Genomic DNA, 24,159 nt, shown 5'->3' with positions numbered 1-24,159 from the left:
GGACTTCGGACTCGTTTGGAGCCTTTCCTCTTAGTCTTGTCCGAACTCAAGCGGACTTCGGACTCGTTTGGAGCCTTTTCTCTTAATCTTGTCCGAACTCGAGAGGACTTCGGACTCGTTTGGAGCCTTTCCTCTTAGTCTTGTCCGAACCTAGACGAACTTCGAACTTGGTTCAACTTTCTCCCTTTGATCTTGCCGAACCAATAAAAAGGACTATTCGGGCTGTAGTGACAAACAACCCGAATAGTCCTTAAAAATTCCTATTTAAACGCTGGAATAGCCGTTTCATCATAATTCTTTTCTAAAAATTCGCGTACCTCTGGGCTCGTCATTGCTTTAGCCAGCTTTTGAATTGCCTCAGAGTCAGCATTATCTTTTCGTGCTACAAGCGTAATAGCAAAGTCATTTTCTACTCCTTCTGTTAGGAGTGCATCGCTTTTAGGTGTCAATCCAAGCGGTGCAGCATAGGCAGGTGTCATAACAACGGCATCTGCGTCATCATACATTCTTGCCAGCATCAGCAAGTCCACCTCTTCGAATTTATAATTCTTAGGATTGTCGGTAATATCCGCTTGTGTATAATATGGTCCTGTTTTTTCCTTAAGCGTAATGACCCCATGCTGAGCAAGTAAAGATAAGGAACGATCTATATTGGAAACATCATTTGCAATGGCAATGACAGCACCTTCCGGAAGTTCGTCCATTGACTTGTATTCTTTTGCATATACACCATAATTAGCAAAATAAATAGGAACAATTGGAACTAACTCGGCATCGTTGTTTCTATTGAATTCCTCCATATATGGAACATGTTGAAAGAAATTTGCATCTACTTCTTTTGCAGCTAAAGCTGTATTGGGCTGCACATTATCACCTAATACTACCATTTCTAGGTTAATGCCTTCTTCTGCTAGCTTTGGCTTAACAAGCTCAAGAATTTCCGTCATTGGCGGAATAAGCGAAGCTACTTTTAATGTCACTTCTTCTTTAGCGGGTGCAGCTTTTTCACTGCCATTATCTTTTGTTTCATCCTTATTTTGGCCACAGCCAGTTAAAATAAGCAGAAACATGGCTACAAGTAATACTAATTTTTTCATTTGACTTTTCTCCTTACTATTATCTTTTATCAATCAATCTAGATACAGTTGTACCAGTGAATTGAATAAGCTGTACTAATATTACCATAATAACGATCATATAGATCATTAAATCTGTTTTAAATTGCTGGTAACCGTATCGGATCGCGAAATCTCCTATCCCGCCGCCACCAACTACGCCCATGATCGTCGAATAAGAAATGAAGCTAATAATGGATGTAGTCAGCCCTAGAACAAGACCAGAGCGAGCCTCAACAAAAAGGAATTTAAAAATAATTTCCTTAACAGATGCTCCCATTGAAATGGCTGCTTCCATCACACCTTTAGGTACGTCCAATAAAGATTGCTCGACTAAACGTGAATAATGAGCAATCGCGATGATCGATAATGGTACAGTTGCAGCTGCTGTACCAATTGCCGTCCCAATAAGTAATCTTGTAAATGGGATTAAAAAAACAACAAGCAATAAAAAAGGAAAGGAACGGATTGTATTAACTAATAGATTTAAAACTGAAAAAACAAACGGATTTTCCAGTATTTTTCCCTTCCTGCAAAGAAACAGCAGCGTCCCTACTGGCAGTCCTATTAGGACAGCAGCAGCAATAGAGACACCAACCATAACAAATGTTTCGATGATTGCCGTCCAAATTTCGGCTTCATATTGAACTAAAATTTCAGGCATGGCTTTTCTCACCATCCTTTATTAATTGTTCGGTAAACCAATTTGGATGATCACTTAACTGTTTGATTCCCTCTGGTTCAATAGATACGGTGTCATAGATTTCACCATTCGCCATGACAGTTACTCGATTACATATGCTTTTAATTACTTCCATCTCATGGCTGACAATAACAATCGTCACACCGAGACTTTTATTTACATTTTCTAATACACCTAATATTTCAGCCGTTGTATTAGGATCAAGAGAGGAGGTGGGCTCATCACATAACAAAACTTGCGGGTGATTCGCTAATGCCCTAGCAATAGCCACACGCTGCTTTTGTCCCCCGCTTAATTCAGCAGGATATTTATCCAATAAACTCTCCAATCCAACAAATTGAAGACACTCAACTACCCGATTGCGGCGTTCTTGTCTTGGGACTCTTGCTAGTTCGAGAGGGATAGCCACATTGTCATATACCGTTTTATTTGCTACTAAATTGAAATGTTGAAAGATCATCCCGATCGATTGACGGGCTTTCCGAAGTTTTTGGCTGTTCAATTTGGTCAAATCTTGACCATTCACTTCTACTTCGCCCTCATCAGGTGATTCCAATAAATTCATTAGCCGCAGCAATGTCGATTTTCCTGCCCCACTTGCCCCAATGATCCCATATATCTCACCTTTATTAATCGATAAAGATACCGATTTAATGACCTGAAACTGCGAAAAACTTTTACTAACCTTATGTAAATGAATCATAAAAAAACCCCTTTCCACTGTTTGAAAGGTGATTAGAACTTTATCATTATAGCCTAAATAGACTGGAGTGTCATTTTGACAATTCCCTCCTTTTAGGTGCAAGTTAGTAAATTAAAAATCTTTTTTATAGTTTATTCTTTTATATGCCCTAACTAGGCAAATCATATAACAAAGGTTTCCGCTCCTTTCCATCTATAAAGGCAAATGATAAACTAAATAAGAATTTTATATAAAACTTTTTCGTAAAGGAAAGTATTCCATGCCTACAAAAAGAAAAGACCCTCGCACAGTGCGAACACAAAGTTTATTGAAGCGTGCTTTTATTGAGTTAATGGAAGAAAGAGAATTCGAGCAAATTACTGTTGCGGATATTTCGGAGCGTGCAACAGTGAAACGAGCAACTTTCTACCTTCATTATAAAGATAAGACCGATTTAATGAATCAATGTATTAATGAAACCCTAAATGATTTACATGAAAAGGTGAGCAAACAGGTATCATTTCTAGGTAATTTTGATTTTCTAGAAGATCAGCCACATCCTAGTTTTGTTCAATTATTCCATCAAATAGGAATAAATTATCCTTTTTACAGAGCATTACTCGTAACTAATCGCATCCCGTCTTTGACTACAGGACTATTAGCATTTATCCATGAGTTTATTTCTGAAGGAATTAATCAAATTGAACCTAACGATCAAAATCTAACAGCCAATCGAGAATTAATTATTAAATATGTGGAATCTGCTTTTTTAGAAGTAATCATTTGGTGGGTAGAAAGAGGTATGCATTTATCTGAGGAAGAAATGGCCTTTCAATTAATGAATCTATCTATTAAAGGACCTTATAATCATAATCCGATGAAGGACAGACTTTAAAAAAATCCTCTCAAAGATAGAGAGGATTTTTCTTATGTGACCATTATAGAGCTGTCCAGCCGCCATCAATGACAAGTTCTGCACCTGTCATAAAGCGTGATTCATCCGACGCAAGGAATAATACACCGTAAGCAACATCTTCTGGTTGTCCGAAATAAGGAAGTTGTGTAAATGTTTTATAGAAAGGCAGTGCATCATTGAAAGAGTCAGCTGTCATTGGTGTTTCAATAATACCAGGGTGAACAGAATTTACCCTAATTTTATCCTTCCCATATTCTACAGCAGCTGATTTTGATAATGCTCGTAAAGCACCTTTTGCAGCTGTATATGGGCTTGACCCAGCCATTCCAACAATTCCTCCAATTGAGGAAATATTAATTAGAGAACCGCCGCCTGCCTTTTGCATTTCTGGAATTACATACTTCATTCCAAGGACACAACCGTTCAAGTTAATATCCATAACTTTATTCCACTCAGCCATTTCCATTTGTGCCATCGTTTTTGGACTTGCAATTCCAGCATTATTTACTAAAATATCCACTTTTCCGTACGCATCAACCGCTGTTTGAATAACATTCTTCCACTCTTCTTCTGAAACAACATTGTGCTTCAAGCCAATAGCTTCACCGCCGCTTGCTTTGATTTCATTGATTACTTCCTGCAGCACATCATCTTTAATATCCGTCGCTACAACCTTCGCTCCTTCTTTTGCAAAAAGCTTTGCCTCAGCTGCTCCCATGCCTAATGCTGCACCTGTAATAATCGCTACTTTACCTGATAAACGTCCCATTATAATCTCCCTTTCATATAGAAACCTCATATACTTATTTTTCAAAAAATTCATTTTAAAATGAATACCTAGGATAAAATCATTATACATAATTACGTCTAATTTGTGAAGTTATATACATCACGTCAAGAAAATATTCTCTGTTTTTAATTCAAAACGTTGTCACACCAATTCACCCATTATCGTCTTGAGTTATGAAAGAACAAAAGGAGGTTTTTATATGACACAAACATGGGATGTTGTCATTGTTGGCGGGGGATTGGCAGGCTATGTGGCAGCCAATTATTTAATGAATACAAATTTATCTATTTTAATTTTGGAAAAGGGAAAAAGTATTGGCGGAAGAGCTAGAACAAACAAGATGAACGGACAGTATTTTAATCTTGGTCCGCATGCCCTTTATAAAAAAGGAAAAGCCAGGCACATTCTCGAATATTTAGGAATCCATCTTAATGGGAAATCACCCAAACTAGGCGGCATCCTTATGGAGAAAAATGTTGAATACACTGCACCTTTTTCTCCTCTAGAACTATTTACAACTGGTCTTTTACATTCGAAAGAACGGCTGGAGTGGATTGCCATTCTATTGAAAATCTCACGTATCAATCCTGAAAAATTAGCAAATCAAACTTTCCAGCAATGGATTAATCAAGTTACCCAATCAAAAACCATTGAGTTATTGCTATACACACTTGGCAGACTTGCCACCTATTGTCATGCTCCAGAAAAGATAAGCGCAAGCGTAGCAGTATCGCATATAAAAGATGCGATGGGAGGCGTCCTATATCTTGATGGCGGCTGGCAGACGATCATTGACCAGCTTCATAATAAAGCAATTGTCTCCGGTGTTCATGTTCAATCACATACTCTTGTAAAACAAATAGAATGCAACCACACAGAGGACCCATTTAAACTTGCTTTATCTAATGGCGAAGAAATTTTCGGGAAATATGTAATTTGTACAACTGGTCCGCACGAACTTATTCATATGTTAGGGGAAACAGCGAGCCTTCCTAATCGGGATTTCCTTGCTCAAATAACGCCAGTAAAGGGGGCAACATTAGATGTCGCTTTAACACAGCTACCTAATCCAAAGAAATTGTTCGCTATGGGGATCACGGACCCCCTCTATTATTCTGTTCATTCAACTTACGCACGCCTCTCTGATCATTCAAAAAATGCAGTGCTGCATGTATTTAAATATCATCATCTAGATGAAAACGCTGATGGACCAAGTGTAAAAAACGAGCTTGAACAATTTTTAGATAGGCTGCAGCCAGGCTGGCAGCAATATGTCATTTCAAGACGATTTATCCCTGACATTACGGTTAGCCAGCGCTTACCGCAAATAGGAGATGAACTAAAGCTGCAATGTTCTAAAACAGAAATTCCCCGATTATATATGGCAGGAGATTGGACTTCTCCCCACTCGATTCTGGCGGAAGGCGCAATCAGCAGCGGAAAACAAGCGGCGAAAGAAGTCATATTAAATGAGGAGAGGCAAAACTATGCAAATTACGACGGAAGAGTATCAGCTATTTAAACCATTGTTATTTTCATTAGGCTATCGGATGTTAGGATCAGTAGTGGAAGCAGAAGATCTTGTTCAAGAAACATTTCTCAAAGCCTACCAAATAAATGGGGACGATATTAAAAATAAAAAGGCCTATCTCTGCAAAATGATGACAAACCTCTGCCTTGATCTACTAAAGTCGGCACGGCACAAACGAGAAAATTATGTAGGGCCTTGGAATCCTGAGCCGTTATTACATGAGAAATTACATGCTTTCGATCCATCAGAAATGACTATTCAAAAAGAAGGATTAAGTATCGCTTATTTACGGATGATGGAGCATTTGAGACCAGATGAACGTGCAGTTCTCCTTTTAAGAGAGGTGCTTGATTTTCCATATTCAGAGATTGCAGCCATCATTGAAAAGAAGGAAGAAAACTGCAGAAAGATTTTTAGCAGGGCGAAGCAAAAGATCACTCTTGCAGAAGGGGAAAGCTTAAACTATGAGAAAAATAAATCTATCATTTCTCGCTTTATCCAGGCATTTCAAACACAAAACATGGATGACTTATTAGAGCTTGTTTCTGAAAATGTCACGCTATACTCTGATGGCGGAGGGAAAGTTCATGCTGCTGTTCGTCCAGTTATATCCGTTCCAAATGTTTTAGCATTATTATACGGAGTCATAAAAAAAGCGCCTGAAGACTTTTATTTTGAAGTTAAAAGTGTGAATTGCCAGCCCGCCATTATGATATACATGAATGGCAAACTTCAAAGTATCCTTAGTTTTGATATTCGGGAGGAAAAAATTAACGAAATCTATATAACAATGAATCCGGAGAAATTACCTGCTTATTAATAATGATAGAGATCGGGGAAGACTTAATTGTAGTTCTTTTAGATTTATAACAAAATTATCCCTAAAAGGTACTCATATGAATACCTTTTAGGGACAATATTTTTTCTTCTGTTAAAAAGAATTAACTATAAACCAATTCCTTTTCACCTTTTTCACTTAAACCAAGGGTCTGAGCTGTTGATGTATGAATCTCCTGGAAAAGCTCAGGGTTGTCCGTTAATGATACACCATAAGAAGGAATCATTTCTTTTATTTTCGCTTTCCATTCAAACATATGCTCTGGGAAGCATCTTTCTAATACCTCCAGCATGACGTGTACAGCTGTAGAAGCACCTGGGGATGCGCCAAGAAGAGCAGCAACAGAGCCATCCTCAGCACTAACTACTTCTGTACCAAATTGGAGCGTTCCTTTACCTGCATCCGTATCTTTAATGACTTGTACACGCTGGCCAGCTACAACGATATCCCAATCCTCAAGCTTCGCATTTGGAATAAACTCGCGTAATTCTTCCAATCGCTTTTCATTCGATAACATCACTTGCTGGATCAAATATTTGGTTAATGCCATCTCTTTTACACCTGCTGCCAGCATCGTGATGACATTATTCGGTTTTACAGAACCGATCAAATCCAAATTTGAACCTGTTTTAAGGAACTTTGGCGTGAAGCCGGCAAACGGTCCAAACAGCAATGATTTTTTATTGTCAATAAATCTCGTGTCCAGATGCGGAACAGACATTGGAGGAGCTCCAACCTTCGCTTTCCCGTACACTTTTGCATGATGCTGTTCAATTACTTCTGGATTATTACATACCATAAATAATCCGCTTACCGGGAATCCGCCAATATGCTTCGATTCTGGTATGCCAGTTTTTTGAAGTAAAGGCAGACTTCCGCCCCCACCGCCAATAAAAACGAATTTTGCAGTATGAGATTCGGTTTTTCCTCCATCGATATCACGAACTTTCACTTCCCACAAGCCATCGTTCGTACGTTTAATATCCTCCACACTATGCTTATAGTTGATCTCAACCTTGTTATTCATTAAGTGGTCAAACAGCATGCGTGTTAATGCTCCAAAATTGACATCCGTTCCAGAATCAATTTTTGTTGCCGCTATCGGTTCATTCGCTGTACGGCCTTCCATAATAAGCGGTATCCATTCCTTCAGTGTTTCAGGATCATCGGAAAATTCCATTCCTTGAAACAGAGGATTGTTTGACAGCGCTTCCAATCGTTTTTTCAAATAGGTTACGTTTTCTTCCCCTTGAACTAAACTCATATGCGGGATTGGCATAATAAAGTCCTGTGGATTACGAATCAGATTGTTGTTAACAAGATACGCCCAATACTGTCTTGAAAGCTGGAACTGCTCATTCACCTTTATCGCTTTGCTAATATCTATCGATCCGTCTGGTTTTTCGGATGTATAGTTAAGCTCACACAGTGCCGCATGACCCGTCCCCGCGTTATTCCACTCATTCGAGCTTTCTTCCCCTGCTTTTGCAAGTTTTTCAAACACTTTAATTTCCCATTCCGGTGCTAATTCTTTCAGTAAAGATCCTAAAGTTGCGCTCATAATTCCGGCACCAATTAAGATAACGTCTGTTTTGTTCTGTACGCTGCTCATAATAACCTTCCTTATCCGCTATATTCGCCAAAAAATGTAGGCATTGCTGCATAGGTGGCAACTAATCTCGGAGCCACTTAGGAACACACCTTTTCTGTCTTAAATAATTTACTATCTCATAGTCTATTATAATTATTAATAGATTAAAATATCTACTAATTTCTGATAATAATAAACTATTTAAATTTGGCAAAAAGATGGGGGGTCCTTCCAATTGCTGAAATTATGTATATCTTGCCCCTTTTCTAGATATAAAAAAGAGTAGGGAGGAACCTACTCTCAACATTACTATTTTTCCTTATTTGCTTCTTTACGTTCTTTTTCTGCCCGCTTTTCTGATTCGTCTTGCTGTTTCTCTTCAGCCTTTTTTGCTTTTTCTGCTTGTTTCTTTGCTTCTTCTCGCTGCTTTTCTTCAATCCTTTTTGCCTCTTCTTTTGCTTTCTCTTCTTGCTTCTTTATCGCGTCCCGCTGTTTCTCTTCAGTCTTTTTTGCTTCTTCTCTTGCTCTCTCTTCAGCTTTTTTCGTTTCTTCTTTTGCCTTCTCTTCTTGTTTCTTTACCGCTTCTAACTGCTTTTCTTCAGCCTTTTTTGCTTCTTCTTTTACTTTTACTTTTACTTCTTGCTTTCTAGCCGCTTCTCGCTGTTTTTCTTCAACTTTAGATGTTGTTTTTTCTCGTTCAGACCCATTATCTTTATTCTCTTCGTCATCATGATCTCCTTCTGCAGCTTTATCTTTATCGGTGACCGTTGTTGCATCAGTCTCTTCTTCCTGCACCTCAGCTACCTCTTCGTTAAGCTCAGAAGTTTCCTTTTCAGACTCTTCCTGAACAGCATCTCCACTAGCTGGTTTTTCTTCTAACTCATTCTGTTTTTCTGCTGTTTCTTCATCGTTCTCTTGAAGTTTAGCCAATGCTTTATTCAGTTTCTTTTCTAACTTTTTCTGTGCTTTAACGATGTTCTTTTGAATAGCCTCTTTTGCTTTAGGATTCTCAACTTTTTCAAGAACAGCCGTTAATACGATAAGATTATTAGCTAATTTCGCCTCAAATTCTGCTTGAATCGAATCAAGCGGGGGTTGAGCTGCCTCATCGTCAGCTTCTTCTGATTCAGATTTTTCATATGCAGCAAGCGCTTCTTCCTGTTGCTTAAGTGCTTTCTCAAGAATTTCTTTTGCTAGTTCTTCTTGGTTATCGTCAATTAATGCTTCTGCCTCTTTAATACGTTCTTCCACAAATGAAGCAAGTAATTCGGCCTCTTTTACTTCATCAAATGTGAATGCAAGCTGAACATTTTCACGAAGAGATTTAAAGAAATAAAAGAAATCCCCAGGTAGTAAAGCTGGCTCTTCTTCACTTTCTTCTGATTCGTCTTTACCCTCTTCATTTAATTCCGATCCTTCTTGATCAGCCTCTTTTGTCACCTCATCCGTATTTGCAATTTCTTCTGTTTCACTTTCTAAAACGTTTGTCGCTGAATCTTGAGAAACTGCTTCATCAGATACTGCTGATTGGTTTCGTTGGACAGTTTCCTCGATTCGATTCGGTTCTACCAGCTCATCAGCAAAAGCTTGTCCTGTTCCAGTAAGAGTAATCGCAGCGGCAACAACACTTGTTGTAAGCACATGACGAACACTTTTATTTCCTTTTGACATATAAAATCCCTCCAAAATAATTTTGAATTAGGAAGAATCTCGAATAAAACTCTACAACTTTTAGTTTTTTCTCCATTCTTCATTTGGCAGTTCAGCCACCATAGTGTCTTTTTCTAATCACCGTAGGTCTGTGACTTTGCGTCTCTACCTTTCGATAGATTTGCCCTTTACAAACGAGGAACATTTTTCCGGTCCCATCATTAACTTAAATATAAATAGTATGTATGATAAAAGATATGTGTAAAATTTCCCAAGGAGATTCTATTTAATAGAATAGCAGCATTCATCCTCTTTTAAATAAGGATTCAAAAAATCACACATACCATATCCATTAAAAGTCAATCGGAAATGAATAAAAAAAACTTTGACATCCTACAAAAAATGATGTAAATTGTAAAAATCACGAACATTAAATAAAAATTAAATAATATTATTCGTCTTCTTGATTCTTCGTATAAAGTTGGAGATATGGTCCAAAAGTTTCTACCAAACTACCGTAAATAGTTTGACTATGGGGAATGACAGATTACGGCAAGTGATGAGCACTGAATAAAACCTTTATTCGGCTATTTTCCGTTTTTTGTTTTTTCTGTACGTCAAACTCTAGTTCATTTAACTAGAGTTTTTCTTTTGTTCTCACTCCTATTTATACGATTTATTTTAAAAAGATAAACTCAGCAGGAGAGGAAAATAGAAGATGAAAAATACAGAACAGCATCGATCCATCGCAGAAAATATCAAAGAGAATTATCGTTTATACTTGGCAGCTCTCGTGATCGTTCTCATTGCAGAAATGATTGGAATGAAAAAAATCCAAGCAGGTTCTGCATTAATCATTATTTATCCCATGCTATTCGCTATTGTTATTAGTGTTTTACTTGGACGGGATATTTTTGGTTTTTTTAAAGAAAAGGAAGCAAAAAAGGCTTCATCTCTTGTTCTCGTAGCCATTACACCTTTCATGGCAAAAATAGGCGTGCTTGCTGGATCAAATCTTCCAAAGCTAGTCGATATTGGTCCAGCATTAGCTTTTCAAGAACTAGGCCATGTTGGAACGATTTTTCTAGCCTTGCCAGTTGCATTATTGCTGGGCATCAAAAAAGAAGCAATCGGCGCAACTAGTTCTACATGCCGGGATAAGGATTACGGATTGATTTGTCATCTATACGGTGCCAACTCACCTGAAGCAAGGGGAGCACTTTCCATTTACATCATCGGATTTTTAATCGGCACTATTTACATTGGATTTTTGGCAAGCATCGTAGCGGCAACTGATATTTTCCATCCATTAGCACTGGCTATGGCTTGCGGGATAGGGAGTGGTGTGATGATGGCAGCTGCATCTAGCACACTGGCAGCCATCTATCCTGAATATGCTGACCAGATTGTAATGCTTGCTGGGGCAAGTGACATGCTAGCAGCCATTGTTGGAATCTACTTTACCTTATTCATTTCACTTCCATTGACTAGAAAATTGTATTTTTTCCTTGAGCCAAGAATTAGTCCAAAGCATACAAGGGGCACCGAACAAATAAATACAATGAAAGCGGGTAATTGAAATGACAATGAATATGCGTGATTGGACTGTATCCCTATTACTAACATCGGTAATCACAACTCTAGCAGCTAATCTGATAGGAAATCATATATCCATTGCAGACTCTATTCCAGGTGTACTGATTTTATCGGCTATCGCTTTTATTGGGATCTTTTTAGGAAAAGTTATTCCTCTAAAAATTCCTGCCATTGTTTATGTCGTTCTTACAGGCGTTCTTGTGGCAAGTCCTATTTCCCCCATCTCTCAGCCGGTTATTGATTACACGGCCAAAATATCTTTTATGGCTCCTATAACAGTCGTTGGTACTCTTGCTGGAATTGGTCTTAATTTTAAAGCCTTTATTAGCCAAAGCTGGAAAATGGTCATCGTGGCGCTTTTAGTTTTTACAGGTACTTTCCTTGTCCAAGCCATTTTTGCTGAGGTGTTCTTGAACTTAACGAATGCGTTAGATTCATTCTAAATAAATCAAGGGGGAAACTCCCCCCTTACGAAGACATCTAAGGAGGACGATTATGGAGATTAGGGAGTTTAACGCTGATTTAATTATTAAAAACTGTTCCATATTAACCGCTGATTTTAACATATTAAATGACCAAAACGTAGTAATTAAGAATAAAGCCATTGTAGATATTGGAAATGCCGCCTCACTCTCCAATATGTATCAAGCACGCGAAACCTTCGATGGAAAAGGCAAATTAGTCATGCCCGGACTAATTGATGCGCATACTCATACATGCCAGCAGCTTCTGCGCGGAAGAATCACCGATGAATACCCTATGATTTGGACACGAATCATGGTTCCATTTGAAAGCACTCTTCAGGAAAAAGATGTTTATATAAGTTCTCAGCTAAGCTGTCTTGAGATGATTAAGTCTGGCACAACTGCATTCATCGATGCAGGCGGAAGACATATGCATAAGGCAGCGGAATCTGTTTTGGAATCTGGTTTAAGAGGTGTTATTACTTGTTCCACAATGGATTATGGCAAGGATATTCCTGATACGATGAAATCGGGGGCAGAGGAAAATATTCGCAGAAATCTGGATTTGTATAACCATTTTCATGGGGCAGGTGACGGAAGAGTGGATGTATGGTTTTCACTAAGATCCATTATTACTTGTACACCTGATTTAATCCAGAAAGTTTTTGAAGCAGCAAATGAATGCTCCACAAGTGTGCAATCCCATATGAACGAATATACAAATGAAATCAGTTATTGCTTAGAAAATTTTAAAATGCGCCCATTTGAATATCTTGAATCTTTAGGTGTCCTGGATCAAAACTTCCTAGGTGCCCATAGTATTCTTCTTTCCGAAAACGAAATGGATATTATCAAAGCACACAACAGTAAGGTGGTTCACTGTCCAATCAGTAATTCAGGGAAAGGGATTCCTAAAACACCTAGCCTACTGCAAAAAGGAATAGGTGTTGGCTTAGGAACAGACGGAGCCGGTCATTCCGGATTGAGCTTATTTGACCAGATGAAGGTATTTAAATCCCTCGTACGAGCTTTTTGGGGAGTACCGATCTTTGATCCTGCAGCAATGCCCTCCAAAAACATTATAGAAATGGCAACATTAGGCGGAGCTAAAGCCATGTTCAAGGAGCATCAGTTAGGAACACTGGAAGTTGGCAAAAAGGCGGACATGGTCTTAATTAACATTGATCAGCCCCATATTCAGCCCACTCATCATTTGTTAAACACCCTCATTGAATCTGTTAATAGTAATGATATAACGGATTGTATAGTTGATGGAAAAATATTAATGAAAAACAGAGAAGTGCTGACAATGGATGAAGAAAAAATAAAATATGAAAGCAAGCTTGCCATGAAGGAGCTTTCTATACGAGCAAACATCTAACCCTGTCTTCATTGTTTAGGGTGAATAATAATTGAGGTCTTATACATGTTCACAAACTTATTTCTTTTTAGCATTGTCATATGTTCCAATTTAATTATCGGTGTTTTACTAGGAATGTCAGGAATTTCCGGATTTCTGCTCCCTTTAATTTATGTAGGTTTTTTAGGGATGCCTGTGCATGATTCTCTTGCACTAAGCTTCCTATCCTTTGCTGTTTCAGGCATAATTGGGGCCTATTCCTATTGGAAATCCAAAAACATGGATTTGAAACTTGCCATATTCCTGAGCATCGGAAGCCTTCCAGGAGCGTTTCTAGGTGTGCAAATCAATGTGTTGATTTCTGATTTCCTGGCAGAACTTCTTCTCTATCTATTTATTCTGCTAGCTGGATTATCTATTCTATTTAAGAAAAACAATGAAAATACGATTACAAAGCAATCTATTCTATTAAATCAATCATTTATTGTTATTCTGCTTGGATTCCTAACAGCGGCTATTTGCGCGCTAACAGGTGCAGGCGGTCCAATTTTATTAGTCCCATTACTAGTTAGCCTTGGAGTCCATATTCGGGTGGCAGTTGGGGTGAGCCTATTAAATTCCGTAGTCATTGCCATCCCATCCATATTTGGCTACTTTGCCCACGCCAATATGGAAACCACCTCTACGTTAATTATTGCTAGTTTACTTGGGACAATTATTGGAATACTCACCGGTGCTCGCCTCGCAAGTAAAGTACCTATTCATCATTTAAAAATAATGATTGCTGTCATAACCATCCTCTCTTCCGTTTACATGCTGGTTATGCTAAAAGTGGGGGCCTGATCCCCACTCTTTTTTATACAGAAGCCACCTTTTGATAATAAGGCACTTCCGCCATTTAAGATTGACAATTGAAGGCTTTCTTCAGTATTGAAAAAAGTAACCCCGAATCACATCCTCAATAAATCAGCACAGATTCATGTTCATCATTATTCGGAGTTATCCGCCCTAACTCTGCTCATGAACTCCTCTGCTGCACTATATCCTTGCTGCTTCAAATACCAGTTATTTGCAGCTGCCTCAATTAACCCCGCCACATCCCTTCCAGGCTGCAGCTGGATTTCAATAGAAGGAATTCTAACCCCCATATAATCTGTATAATGAAATTTCTGATCCAAATCGTTATAAAGGGCATCTTTCTCCCATTTCGTCAAATGAATATCAAGAGCGATACGTGTCTCATCTTGAAATGCCTTACGCCCATACAAACGAACTACATTAAGCAGACCAATACTTCGAAGAGCCAAAAATTCCTTCGTTTTTTCATCATGCGTGCCTAAGATTGTTTGGGGGCTTAGCTTCTTTAGGACAACGATGTCATCAGCAACAAGACGATGTCCACGGCGAATTAATGTGTGTGCCGTTTCACTTTTCCCTACTCCCGAGTTCCCGCGAAGCAAGATTCCAATGCCCGAGACGTTCATACAAACGCCATGTACGGCAATTTCCGGAGCTAATTCCTTTACTAAATACGCATCTAATCTAGTAATAAACTCTGAAGTTGTCTCAGATCTTTTTGCCACTAACAAAGGAATCCCTTGTTCGAGGCAATGATGAGTTAAGTAGGTAAGGTCTTCTTCACCTGCCGTGACAATAAAGCATGGAGGATGATAATGAACAATGTTCCCGATTCGGATTTTACGCTCCTCTTTACTTAACTTATGTAAATAAGTAATTTCCTTTTTCCCTAGAATTTGAACTCGTTCAGTCGGAAAAAAATCAAAATGGCCTACAAATTCCAAGCCTGGACGATGCACCCGTGACTGTGTAATTACTTTTTGAAGCTCACTATGACCAGCTACTACTTTCAAAGCAAACTCACGAACCAATTTTTCAACGGTTATCTTCTTCATCCTGCTCTCACCGCCCTACTCGTTCTTCTTATAGTTGAATTATACTGAAGTAGAATGGAAACGTCATCCATTTACCAGCTTCTTAGCTAAATGAGAATGGAATATTGTATTTTGCAATCATTTTCCCCTTGCATATCGGTAGAAAAGATCAGAGTAAATAAGTATTTTAGTTATAAAATTACTATTTAATTAAAATAATTATTGCATTTATGTTGACATTAATAATTAAGCCTATATAATAATTAATATAAACAAGAAATTGTTATAGATAGATAACTTTTCTCAGTACCCAATGAACAACCTATCTATAATTTTAATACAAACTTTAGGAGGAATTTATTATGTCACTTATCGGAACAGAGGTTAAACCATTTAACGCACACGCATATAGAAATGGAGAATTTTTCGAGGTTTCTGAAGCAGATTTCAAAGGTCAGTGGAGTGTTGTTTGTTTTTATCCAGCAGACTTTACATTTGTATGCCCAACTGAGCTTGAAGATCTTCAAGAACAATACCCAGCACTTCAAGAACTAGGAGTTGAAGTATTCTCTGTTTCTAGAGATTCTCACTTTACACATAAAGCATGGCACGATTCTTCAGAAGCAATCGGCAAAATCACTTATACAATGATTGGCGACCCAGCACATGTAATTTCACGCAACTTTGATGTTTTAGTTGAAGAACTAGGACAAGCAGATCGCGGTACATTCATCATCGATCCAGATGGTGTCATCCAAGCTGTTGAAATTAATGCAGATGGCATTGGCCGTGACGCTAGTACACTAATTAACAAAATTAAAGCAGCACAATATGTTCGCAACAATCCAGGTGAAGTTTGCCCGGCAAAATGGAAGGAAGGCGCAGCAACGCTTAAGCCAAGCCTTGACCTTGTAGGCAAAATTTAAGGAGAAGATACAAATGATACTAGAAGCTGATATTAAAGCACAACTTGATCAATATCTTCAATTGCTGGAAAACGATATCCTGCTCAAAGTGAGTGCAGGAACGGATGAATTATCAAAAGACATGTTAGCTTTAGTTGATGAGCTTGCAACGATGTCCTCTAAAATTAAGGTTGAGAATACAACATTAGAAAGAACACCTAGCTTCAGTGTTAATCGCATTGGCGAGGACACTGGGGTCACGTTTGCTGGGATTCCGCTTGGACATGAATTCACTTCCCTAGTGTTGGCTTTACTGCAGGTAAGCGGAAGAGCTCCAAAGGTTGATCAGAAAGTAATCGATCAAGTAAAAGGCATTAAAGGGGATTACCACTTTGAAACATACGTTAGCTTAAGCTGCCACAACTGTCCTGATGTTGTACAAGCACTGAACGTAATGAGTGTTCTTAACCCTGGCATTACACATACAATGATTGACGGTGCAGCTTTCAAAGAAGAAGTAGAAAGCAAGAACGTAATGGCAGTACCAACTGTTTTATTAAATGGAGAAGCCTTTGGCAGCGGCCGTATGACATTGGAAGAAATTCTTGCGAAAATGGGAAGCACTCCAGACCCTTCAGAGCTTTCTGACAAGGATCCATTTGATGTACTTGTTATCGGCGGCGGCCCATCCGGTGCTAGCGCAGCAGTTTACGCAGCACGTAAAGGCATTCGTACAGGTATTGTAGCAGAACGCTTTGGCGGCCAGATTATGGATACGCTTGGCATTGAAAACTTCATTAGTGTTAAATACACTGAAGGTCCTAAGCTTGCTGCAAGCCTTGAAGAACATGTAAAAGAATATGACATTGATGTCATGAATTTACAGCGTGCAAAACGTTTAGAAAAGAAAGACCTTATAGAAGTAGAACTAGAAAGCGGTGCTGTTCTAAAAAGTAAAGCAGTCATCCTTTCAACAGGTGCTCGCTGGCGCAATGTTGGCGTCCCAGGTGAAGCTGAATTTAAGAACAAAGGTGTGGCTTACTGCCCGCATTGTGATGGCCCATTGTTTGAAGGAAAACATGTTGCTGTTATTGGCGGCGGCAACTCAGGCATCGAGGCTGCCATTGATCTTGCAGGCATTGTAAAACATGTGACTGTTATTGAATTCGCACCTGAGCTTAAAGCCGATTCTGTATTGCAGGAACGCCTTTACAGCCTGCCGAATGTAACGGTCATTAAAAATGCACAAACAAAAGAAATTACTGGTACCGATAAAGTGAACGGCATTACTTACATTGACCGTGCAACAGAAGAGGAGCATCATGTTGAACTGCAAGGTGTGTTTGTTCAAATCGGTCTTGTTCCAAGTACTGAATGGTTAGGCGATGCGGTTGACCGCACTAGAACCGGTGAGATCATTGTAGACAAGCGTGGAGCAACGAATATTCCTGGCGTGTTTGCTGCAGGCGACTGTACTGATAGTGCCTATAAGCAAATCATTATTTCTATGGGATCAGGTGCAACTGCAGCCTTAGGCGCATTTGATTATCTAATCCGAAATTAATAGATTTCAAGCTAGATGGGACATGTCATAACTGATATGTTCTATCTAGCTTATTTATTTATTACGGATCAGCAAGAAATCCAGTTCTTCATATTCAAAATTACGATTGCTATCAATCTAACTTATCGATAAATTGAATTGCCTTATAACATAAAAATAGTTAAATTAAAGAGTAAGTATGCCTGGAAACCACCTAGGCATTTTTTTCTGCACAATTATTTTAGAAATATTCTAGAGAGCGTTCTCATTGTGTGTATCTGAAGGACTGTTTCTTTAGTTGCTATAAAAGGGAGAGTTACATTCCATGAATCTTTATAAAAAAGTCTTCAAAGAGTATTGGAACCCATACATCGCCATTGGTATTGCAGGTCTGGTCAGTGCTTTGTATTTTGGGATTACTGGTACAGTTTGGGCCGTTACTGGTGAGTTTACGAGGTTCGGCGGGCATATTCTAGAATGGTTTGGAATGGATGTGTCGCAATGGGCGTATTTCCAGCTAGTGGGTCTCGAAGGAAATCCAATTAGCAGAACAGATGGCTGGATTGTCATTGGGATGCTTGTTGGCGCAATGATTACAATTTTGTTAAGCAGCAGCTTTAAAATCCGCGTACCGAAACAAAAGAGGAGATTACTCCAAGGATTCATTGGGGGAATCATTGCAGGGTTTGGTGCACGGCTTGCTCTTGGATGCAATTTAGCTGCCTTTTTCACAGGTGTACCCCAATTCTCGTTCCATGCATGGATCTTTATGGTGACCACAGCCATCGGAACCTACTTTGGCGTCAAAGTTGTAAATACGAAATGGTGGCGAGGAAAGCCAACTATGATAAAAGGCCGGATAAGCCCAGGTGGAAAAAAGAACACCTCAAAAAGGAATATCCAGCCCATCCTTGGTCTTATATTTGCCATTCTATATCTAGCAATCATTTTTTACTTTTTCGCAATTGGCAAGACCCTTCTTGCGGTTGCTTGTATCGCAGGAGCCTTGTTTGGTATACTCATTGAACGCGGGCAAATTTGTTTCACTTCTGCTTTCCGTGATTTATGGATCAGCGGCCGTGCAGTCATGTCAAAAGCAATTGCAGTTGGAATGATGATCAGTGTTGTCATTACATTTTTCTATATTCAAAGCGGTTCTATTGCCCTTATCAAAGTAGCTGCTCCCAGCACGGCGATCGGCGGCCTCCTCTTTGGATTTGGCATTGTACTTGCAGGTGGCTGTGAAACTGGAATGATGTATCGGGCAATGGAAGGTCAATTGCTATACTGGGTAGTAGGTGCAGGTAATATTATTGGAGCGACCGTGCTTGCCTATGGCTGGGATCATCTCGGCATTTACCATGCCCTTGTGGAAAATTGGCCGAAAGTAAACTTAATGGAACAATGGGGACCGATGGGCGCCTTATTTGGAACAATGGCCATGCTGGCTGCCTGGCTTTTATTCTCAAATTGGTGGGAAAAGCGATTCCGTTATGGAACAGGAATCAAACAGCAAAAAACGGAACGGATTTCTCACGCTACCGAGGAGGTATGATTCATGTCCCAGATAATAGATGTCAACTACACTTTAGACATTCGCGGTGAACCTTGACCATATCCTGTTATTTATGCGCTGGATGCGCTAAAAACAATGAAAATTGGAGAGATCCTCCAAGTAATCGCAGATTGTCCGCAATCATTTCGAAGTGTTCCCGAAGAAGCTGTCAAACATGGTTATCAGCTTCTAGCAGAGCCAGAGAAATTTGGACAGGATATCTATTTTTATATTAAAGTCGTTCAATAGTTTTCATATTAAATATTGAAAAGTCCCCTGTAAGTAGATGCGAATAACCTACTTACAGGGGACTTTTTTGTATTTCTTTTCAGTTCGTTGTGTAAAGGGAGTAACTTCAATCTAGGGGCTCCTTCAGATGATTTAATCCCACCAAAAGTACCACACCGATGAATGAATGAGTGTTCCCGCTAAAGCATTTACCGTCCATATATCTTTTCTAGCCTGTTTATTTATATTATTTCCCCCCGATTTTCCACTATTTTATCCATCACCCAAGATGTTCTAGCACCAGTCACCCCTGTGCTTGGGACTTGACTAAATCCTTTTGTTAAGTCTGCTACAATTCTTTCTACAAGGGGCTGATGAACATGTTGGAGTGCTGGAAAATCCCATTGTTCAATCCCGCTGTCTGTCGTTAGCAGAACCGGATCATGACCAAATGTAGAAAAGGTTATTTTCCCTTTACTGCCGATAATTTCATTTAAATCTACAGATTCATAAGCTGAAAAACACCAAGCTCCAACACCATGGATGCCAGATTCAAATTGATAAATGCCTGTTACGATATCCTCAGCATGATAGTATCCGGCTTGATTTGCAGCAAATCCATGCACATCTTTTATTGGTCCCAGCAAGAAGTCTAATATATCGAGTGTGTGGCAGCCTAAATCAAAAAATAGCCCCCCACCAGACAATTCAGGCTGGATTCTCCAAGGGGGATTTTGTTTATTTCTTACATCCCCGGCGGCATTTTGATAGTGTGTGGTTGATACGAAACGAACATCTCCAATCATATGTTTATCTAACAGCTCTTTAATTTTAATAAATTTAGGCTGTGCCCTCCGGTAATAAGCAACATATAATGGAACTTCGGCAGCCTTGCAGACAGCAATCATTTCATTGCATTCTGCAAAATTAAGTGCCATTGGCTTTTCTACATAAACTGGTTTCCCTGCCTTAGCCGTTTTAATGGTATATTCTTTATGTGAACTAGGTGGAGTTGCGATATAGACAGCATCGACCTCTGGATCGTTAATAAGTTCATCTGCATCATCGTACCATTTCCGCACATTGTGTCTCTTGGCATAATCTTCTGCTAGCTTTCCTGTTCTCCTCATAACAGCAACCAGCTCGGAGTTTGAAGTTTTTTGGAATGCTGGTCCACTTTTCACTTCTGTTACATCACCGCAGCCAATCATTCCCCAACGAACTTTTGCAAGCTCCATTGTCCTATTCCCCTTTCTGCGATACAGCATATTTGAAGTCCGATCTTAGCCAGAACAGTTTCCTCCATTAGTATCAATAACCTCTTTATACCAATAAAAGCTTTTCTTCTTTATTCGGCGGAGGTCGTGATTTCCTTCCTCATGCTGATTCACATATACGAAACCGTAGCGTTTTTGGAAGCCATTTAACCAGCTTAATAGGTCAGTGAATGACCACACGCAATAACCGAACAGATCAACTCCATCTGAAACGGCTTCTTGAATAGCAAGGATATGTGAGCGGAGGTACTCAATGCGGTAATCATCATTAATGACATCCCCCTGCTCCACCTGATCATATTCACCCAGCCCATTTTCACTAATCAATATCGGCAAATCATAACGGCTAGTTATTCTGCGTAAGGAAATTCGTAAACCTTGTGGATCAATATTCCAATCCCAATTTGTCCTTTCCACATTGGGATTCGCTGTCGTTTTAAATAATCCAGGTATTCCCGAATCCTTTGAAGTCCCTTTTTCACCAGTTGTATTCATTTTCCCCGCGCCGACACCGCCTTCTAAGGGATTGACTTCAAAAGTTGTTGACTGATAATAGTTTACTCCCATAAAATCTGGCGTACCTGCTTTCAGTAATTCGAAATCTCCTTCTTCAATAGCAGGGGCAACCCCCTTTTCCTGCAAATAGCTCCATGCCATTTTCGGGTATTTCCCCCATGCATAGATATCCATCCACCAATAACTGTTTAACTCTTCTGCATCTTCCGCCGCTAGGACGTCTACTGGTTTGGAAGACGCTGCATAAGCAGGTGAGTAGGCAAAGCTGGGGCCAATTTTTCCATCCGGAACATATTTGCGAAACTCCTTTATGACACTGGCATTGGCAAGATTGGCGTGATGATTGACCTGGTAAAATAATTTTTCATCATTCATCCCTGGCGGATGGGTAGCATGAAGATAGCCGTGGCTCGTGAATATATTTTGTTCATTTAAACTAACCCAATATTTCACACGATCACCAAAGCGTTTAAATAATTCAACACTATAATTTGTAAAATCCTCAATTACCCTTCTTGATTCCCAGCCTCCGTATTCTTCCTGCAGTGACTGTGGCAAATCCCAATGATAGAGGGTCAAAACTGGTTCAATGCCATTTTTTATTAATTCATTAATTAAATTGTTATAAAACTCTATTCCTTTTTCATTCACTTTCCCTCGCCCATTCGGAAAAATTCGGGTCCAGGCGACAGAAAAACGATAGGCTTTTAATCCCATTTCCGCCATCAATTCCACATCTTCCTGATAACGATGATAGTGGTCTACAGCCACATCCCCTGTTGTTCCTTTATACGTTTTTCCCGGAATCCGGACAAACTGATCCCAATTCGAGATCCCTTTTTCATCTTTATCCCAAGCACCCTCCACTTGATAAGCCGCAGATGCTGCCCCCCATAAAAAATCCTTAGGAAAACATTTTAGTGTTTGATGACTCATTTCACACGCCCCTTATTCATTGAGAATGGCCTCTCTTTTTTCATCGGCAGATTGCCTTTGCAAGAAATGATACAAGGCACCAATTAAATTGGAATCATTGCCAAACTGACATTTTTCAACGGTAATTGTTAAGTCATTTTGGCTGCGCTTCATCTGGGATAGTATTTCATTAATCTGTTCAATAAAACCTTCACGGCTGCTGATGGCTCCGCCAATCAAAATCTTCTCCGGATCAAGCATATACTGCAAATTATATATTCCAACAGCGATCCGCTTCATGAACCTTTCTACTTCATCCTTCACCTCTTCATCCCCATTTTCAGCTAATTGGAACACTTTTTTGCCAGTAAGTCTAGCTGGGTCCATTCCTTTTCGCTTGGCTACATTGTTAATCAATCCACCTACTGCAGCTAATGAGCTTAATGTTTCCCCATCTGGCTTGTCGAGGTAGTCCTCCATAATCATATAGCCAAATTCTCCACAAAATCGGTTTTTCCCATGGCGAATATTTTTATTAAGTACGACTGCACCGCCGATGCCAGTACCAATCACAAGACACAAGTAATCCATGACATCCTTTGCAGCGCCAATCCACCCTTCTGCTAGTGCTGCACAATTCGCATCATTTTCCATTTCAACCGTTAAATGTGTTCTTTCCCGGAGAAGTTCCTTCATATTCGGTCCATGGATATAAGGAAGTGCACTTAGTCCAGCAATATACCCTGTTTTAACATTCACAGCACCTGGCATACTAACGGCCATTCCTTTTACCTCATAATTTCTTTGATAATCCTTCACAATAAAATGCACTTGATCCAAAAACAAATCGAGACTCTCTTTAGGAGTCGGAACAGAGGATTTTTCGATAAACTCCCCCAATTCATCCATAAGGGCATATTTAATGGAGGAACCTCCAACATCTAGAACCGCATAGTAATTCACAAAACAACCTCCTATCAACCCTTTAAAGCAGAATGTCTATCCATGAGGTCTTGCTAAGAACGGGATTGAAACGTCACTCTTTCGTACCGCATGACTCACGAATAATTAATTCGGAGTCAATTAATACAGGCTTTAATTGTGACTCTCCATTTATTAAATCATTCAGCATATAAGCTGATAGTTTTCCAAATTTCTCTTTATCTTGCTTAACTGAAGTAAGTTTTGGGTCACTATAGCGGCATGCCGCAATATCATCACATCCGATGATCCGAATATCGTGAGGGGCATGAAGTCCCTCCTCCTTCAATGCTCTTAATGCACCAAGTGCCATCAAGTCAGAGATGGCAAAGATAGCTTCTGGATACTCTTCGCACTTTAAAATTCTTTTCATCGCTTCATATCCGCTTTCCTCATGAAAATCACCGTACTGAATCCACTCATCACGAACGTCTAAACCGAATTGATTCATTGCCTCAAAGAATCCTTTATTCCTTAAATTCGATATCGTTGAATCCCATTTTCCTCCGATATAACCGATCCTTTTTAAAGAATGCAGATACAAATACTCAACTACTTTTCTCGATAAATCAATATTATCCGTCATGATGTAACTAGACTTCGGACCATTCAATTCAATATCAATTCCGATACAAGGGAAACCTTCCTTTGCTAAATCAAAGACAGCCTCCTCTACTTCCTCCCCAGCAATGACCAAACAGCCATCTACATGGAAATGTTTGCAGCGTGCAAGATAACTCCCATTGTCTGATTGAAAAAGCTCATTGGAAAACATTAAAATATCATAACCTAGTAAACCAATATTTTTTTTAAATGATGAGATAACTTCGTTGAAGTAAGGGTGTGTCATATCAACATTAATTTTCCCTGCGTAAATAAGACCGATAAGATTAGACTTTTTCGTTGCCAATGTTCTAGCAGAAAAGTTAGGCTCATACCCCATTTTTGTAATGACATCCATTACCTGTTTCTTCGTTTTCTCACTAACGCCTGCATAATTATTAATTACCTTTGAAACAGTGCCTTGAGAAACGCCTGCCATTTGTGCGATATCTTTAATAGTTAAATTCATCTCTAATCCCTTCTATTTCATAAGAAAATAATTGATAAT

General features: G+C 39.3%; 22 protein-coding genes and 2 riboswitches. Of the genes, 11 read left to right on the top strand and 11 right to left on the bottom strand.

Annotation, left to right across the window (positions count from 1 at the left end; translation table 11 throughout):
- Positions 1-260: 260 nt before the first annotated feature.
- The 3 genes from C1726_RS12385 to C1726_RS12375 are packed head-to-tail and all read right to left on the bottom strand — an operon-like array spanning position 261 to position 2,521.
- Positions 261-1,097: a MetQ/NlpA family ABC transporter substrate-binding protein gene (locus tag C1726_RS12385; protein WP_102273438.1), complete on the bottom strand. Its 837-nt coding sequence runs from the start codon at positions 1,095-1,097 to the stop codon at positions 261-263.
- A gap of 19 nt (positions 1,098-1,116) precedes the next feature.
- Positions 1,117-1,779, bottom strand: a complete 663-nt coding sequence (locus tag C1726_RS12380; RefSeq protein ID WP_102273437.1) for a methionine ABC transporter permease — start codon at positions 1,777-1,779, stop codon at positions 1,117-1,119.
- A complete protein-coding gene (locus C1726_RS12375; RefSeq protein WP_102273436.1) occupies positions 1,772-2,521 on the bottom strand; it encodes a methionine ABC transporter ATP-binding protein in 750 nt (249 codons plus the stop codon). The genes C1726_RS12380 and C1726_RS12375 overlap by 8 nt, the downstream gene beginning before the upstream one ends.
- 259 nt (positions 2,522-2,780) lie before the next feature.
- Between C1726_RS12375 and C1726_RS12370 the strand changes: the two genes are divergently transcribed.
- A complete protein-coding gene (locus C1726_RS12370; protein WP_102273435.1) occupies positions 2,781-3,395 on the top strand; it encodes a TetR/AcrR family transcriptional regulator in 615 nt (204 codons plus the stop codon).
- Positions 3,396-3,438: 43 nt separating this feature from the next.
- Here the strand turns inward: C1726_RS12370 and C1726_RS12365 are convergent, their stop codons facing one another.
- Positions 3,439-4,185, bottom strand: a complete 747-nt coding sequence (locus tag C1726_RS12365) for an SDR family NAD(P)-dependent oxidoreductase (protein WP_102273434.1) — start codon at positions 4,183-4,185, stop codon at positions 3,439-3,441.
- Positions 4,186-4,405: 220 nt separating this feature from the next.
- On the opposite strand from C1726_RS12365, the gene C1726_RS12360 reads away from it, so the two are divergent.
- Together C1726_RS12360 and C1726_RS12355 are read left to right on the top strand one after the other, a co-directional pair.
- Entirely contained in the window at positions 4,406-5,728 is a 1,323-nt protein-coding gene (locus tag C1726_RS12360) for a phytoene desaturase family protein (RefSeq protein ID WP_102273433.1), read from the top strand.
- The gene (locus C1726_RS12355; RefSeq protein ID WP_102273432.1) at positions 5,694-6,557 is read left to right on the top strand and encodes an RNA polymerase sigma-70 factor; all 864 of its coding nucleotides are present in this window, start codon (positions 5,694-5,696) and stop codon (positions 6,555-6,557) included. Before C1726_RS12360 ends, C1726_RS12355 begins: the two co-directional genes overlap by 35 nt.
- Positions 6,558-6,678: 121 nt before the next feature.
- Here C1726_RS12355 and C1726_RS12350 read toward each other — a convergent pair whose 3' ends face one another.
- Complete coding sequence (locus C1726_RS12350; RefSeq protein WP_102273431.1) at positions 6,679-8,187, bottom strand: malate:quinone oxidoreductase; 1,509 nt, start codon at positions 8,185-8,187, stop codon at positions 6,679-6,681.
- 288 nt (positions 8,188-8,475) lie between these two features.
- Positions 8,476-9,837 (bottom strand): DUF5667 domain-containing protein, encoded by a 1,362-nt coding sequence (locus C1726_RS25905; protein WP_142385085.1) that lies wholly within the window; start codon positions 9,835-9,837, stop codon positions 8,476-8,478.
- Positions 9,838-9,919: 82 nt separating this feature from the next.
- A riboswitch (cyclic di-GMP riboswitch) is annotated at positions 9,920-10,012 on the bottom strand.
- 255 nt (positions 10,013-10,267) lie between these two features.
- A riboswitch (purine riboswitch) is annotated at positions 10,268-10,369 on the top strand.
- A 165-nt stretch (positions 10,370-10,534) separates the two neighbouring features.
- On the opposite strand from C1726_RS25905, the gene C1726_RS12340 reads away from it, so the two are divergent.
- From C1726_RS12340 to C1726_RS12325, 4 genes are read left to right on the top strand one after another with little or no spacing between them, the layout of a single operon-like run.
- Positions 10,535-11,395 carry a DUF3100 domain-containing protein gene (locus tag C1726_RS12340; RefSeq protein ID WP_102273430.1) on the top strand — a complete coding sequence of 287 codons (861 nt, stop codon included), beginning with the start codon at positions 10,535-10,537 and terminating at the stop codon, positions 11,393-11,395.
- Between the two features lies 1 nt (position 11,396).
- Complete coding sequence (locus C1726_RS12335; RefSeq protein WP_216629066.1) at positions 11,397-11,855, top strand: hypothetical protein; 459 nt, start codon at positions 11,397-11,399, stop codon at positions 11,853-11,855.
- Between the two features lie 52 nt (positions 11,856-11,907).
- Complete coding sequence (locus C1726_RS12330; RefSeq protein ID WP_180968178.1) at positions 11,908-13,257, top strand: amidohydrolase family protein; 1,350 nt, start codon at positions 11,908-11,910, stop codon at positions 13,255-13,257.
- A 45-nt stretch (positions 13,258-13,302) separates the two neighbouring features.
- Positions 13,303-14,079 carry a sulfite exporter TauE/SafE family protein gene (locus C1726_RS12325; RefSeq protein WP_102273429.1) on the top strand — a complete coding sequence of 259 codons (777 nt, stop codon included), beginning with the start codon at positions 13,303-13,305 and terminating at the stop codon, positions 14,077-14,079.
- 146 nt (positions 14,080-14,225) lie between these two features.
- On the opposite strand, the gene hprK is transcribed toward C1726_RS12325, so the two are convergent.
- The gene (hprK, locus tag C1726_RS12320; RefSeq protein ID WP_102273428.1) at positions 14,226-15,149 is read right to left on the bottom strand and encodes an HPr(Ser) kinase/phosphatase; all 924 of its coding nucleotides are present in this window, start codon (positions 15,147-15,149) and stop codon (positions 14,226-14,228) included.
- Positions 15,150-15,490: 341 nt separating this feature from the next.
- Between hprK and ahpC the strand changes: the two genes are divergently transcribed.
- From ahpC to C1726_RS12300, 4 genes are all read left to right on the top strand, one after another.
- Positions 15,491-16,054 (top strand): alkyl hydroperoxide reductase subunit C, encoded by a 564-nt coding sequence (ahpC, locus tag C1726_RS12315; RefSeq protein WP_102273427.1) that lies wholly within the window; start codon positions 15,491-15,493, stop codon positions 16,052-16,054.
- Between the two features lie 13 nt (positions 16,055-16,067).
- The gene (ahpF, locus tag C1726_RS12310) at positions 16,068-17,597 is read left to right on the top strand and encodes an alkyl hydroperoxide reductase subunit F (RefSeq protein WP_102273426.1); all 1,530 of its coding nucleotides are present in this window, start codon (positions 16,068-16,070) and stop codon (positions 17,595-17,597) included.
- Between the two features lie 304 nt (positions 17,598-17,901).
- Positions 17,902-19,131: a selenium metabolism membrane protein YedE/FdhT gene (gene yedE, locus C1726_RS12305; RefSeq protein ID WP_102273425.1), complete on the top strand. Its 1,230-nt coding sequence runs from the start codon at positions 17,902-17,904 to the stop codon at positions 19,129-19,131.
- Between the two features lie 69 nt (positions 19,132-19,200).
- Positions 19,201-19,380 carry a sulfurtransferase TusA family protein gene (locus tag C1726_RS12300; RefSeq protein ID WP_268877052.1) on the top strand — a complete coding sequence of 60 codons (180 nt, stop codon included), beginning with the start codon at positions 19,201-19,203 and terminating at the stop codon, positions 19,378-19,380.
- A gap of 221 nt (positions 19,381-19,601) precedes the next feature.
- On the opposite strand, the gene C1726_RS12295 is transcribed toward C1726_RS12300, so the two are convergent.
- The 4 genes from C1726_RS12295 to C1726_RS12280 form a co-directional block, all read right to left on the bottom strand.
- A complete protein-coding gene (locus tag C1726_RS12295; RefSeq protein WP_102273424.1) occupies positions 19,602-20,597 on the bottom strand; it encodes a Gfo/Idh/MocA family protein in 996 nt (331 codons plus the stop codon).
- A gap of 45 nt (positions 20,598-20,642) precedes the next feature.
- Positions 20,643-22,088 carry a glycoside hydrolase family 1 protein gene (locus C1726_RS12290; RefSeq protein WP_102273423.1) on the bottom strand — a complete coding sequence of 482 codons (1,446 nt, stop codon included), beginning with the start codon at positions 22,086-22,088 and terminating at the stop codon, positions 20,643-20,645.
- Positions 22,089-22,100: 12 nt separating this feature from the next.
- Complete coding sequence (locus C1726_RS12285; protein ID WP_102273422.1) at positions 22,101-23,030, bottom strand: ROK family protein; 930 nt, start codon at positions 23,028-23,030, stop codon at positions 22,101-22,103.
- Between the two features lie 73 nt (positions 23,031-23,103).
- Positions 23,104-24,120, bottom strand: a complete 1,017-nt coding sequence (locus C1726_RS12280; RefSeq protein WP_102273421.1) for a LacI family DNA-binding transcriptional regulator — start codon at positions 24,118-24,120, stop codon at positions 23,104-23,106.
- Positions 24,121-24,159: the final 39 nt, after the last annotated feature.

The organism is Cytobacillus massiliigabonensis, assembly GCF_900199725.1.
GTDB classification, from domain to species: domain Bacteria; phylum Bacillota; class Bacilli; order Bacillales; family Cytobacillaceae; genus Cytobacillus; species Cytobacillus massiliigabonensis.
Note: the sequence above shows the minus strand (reverse complement) of the source record. Positions and strands in the feature narration are given on the sequence as shown.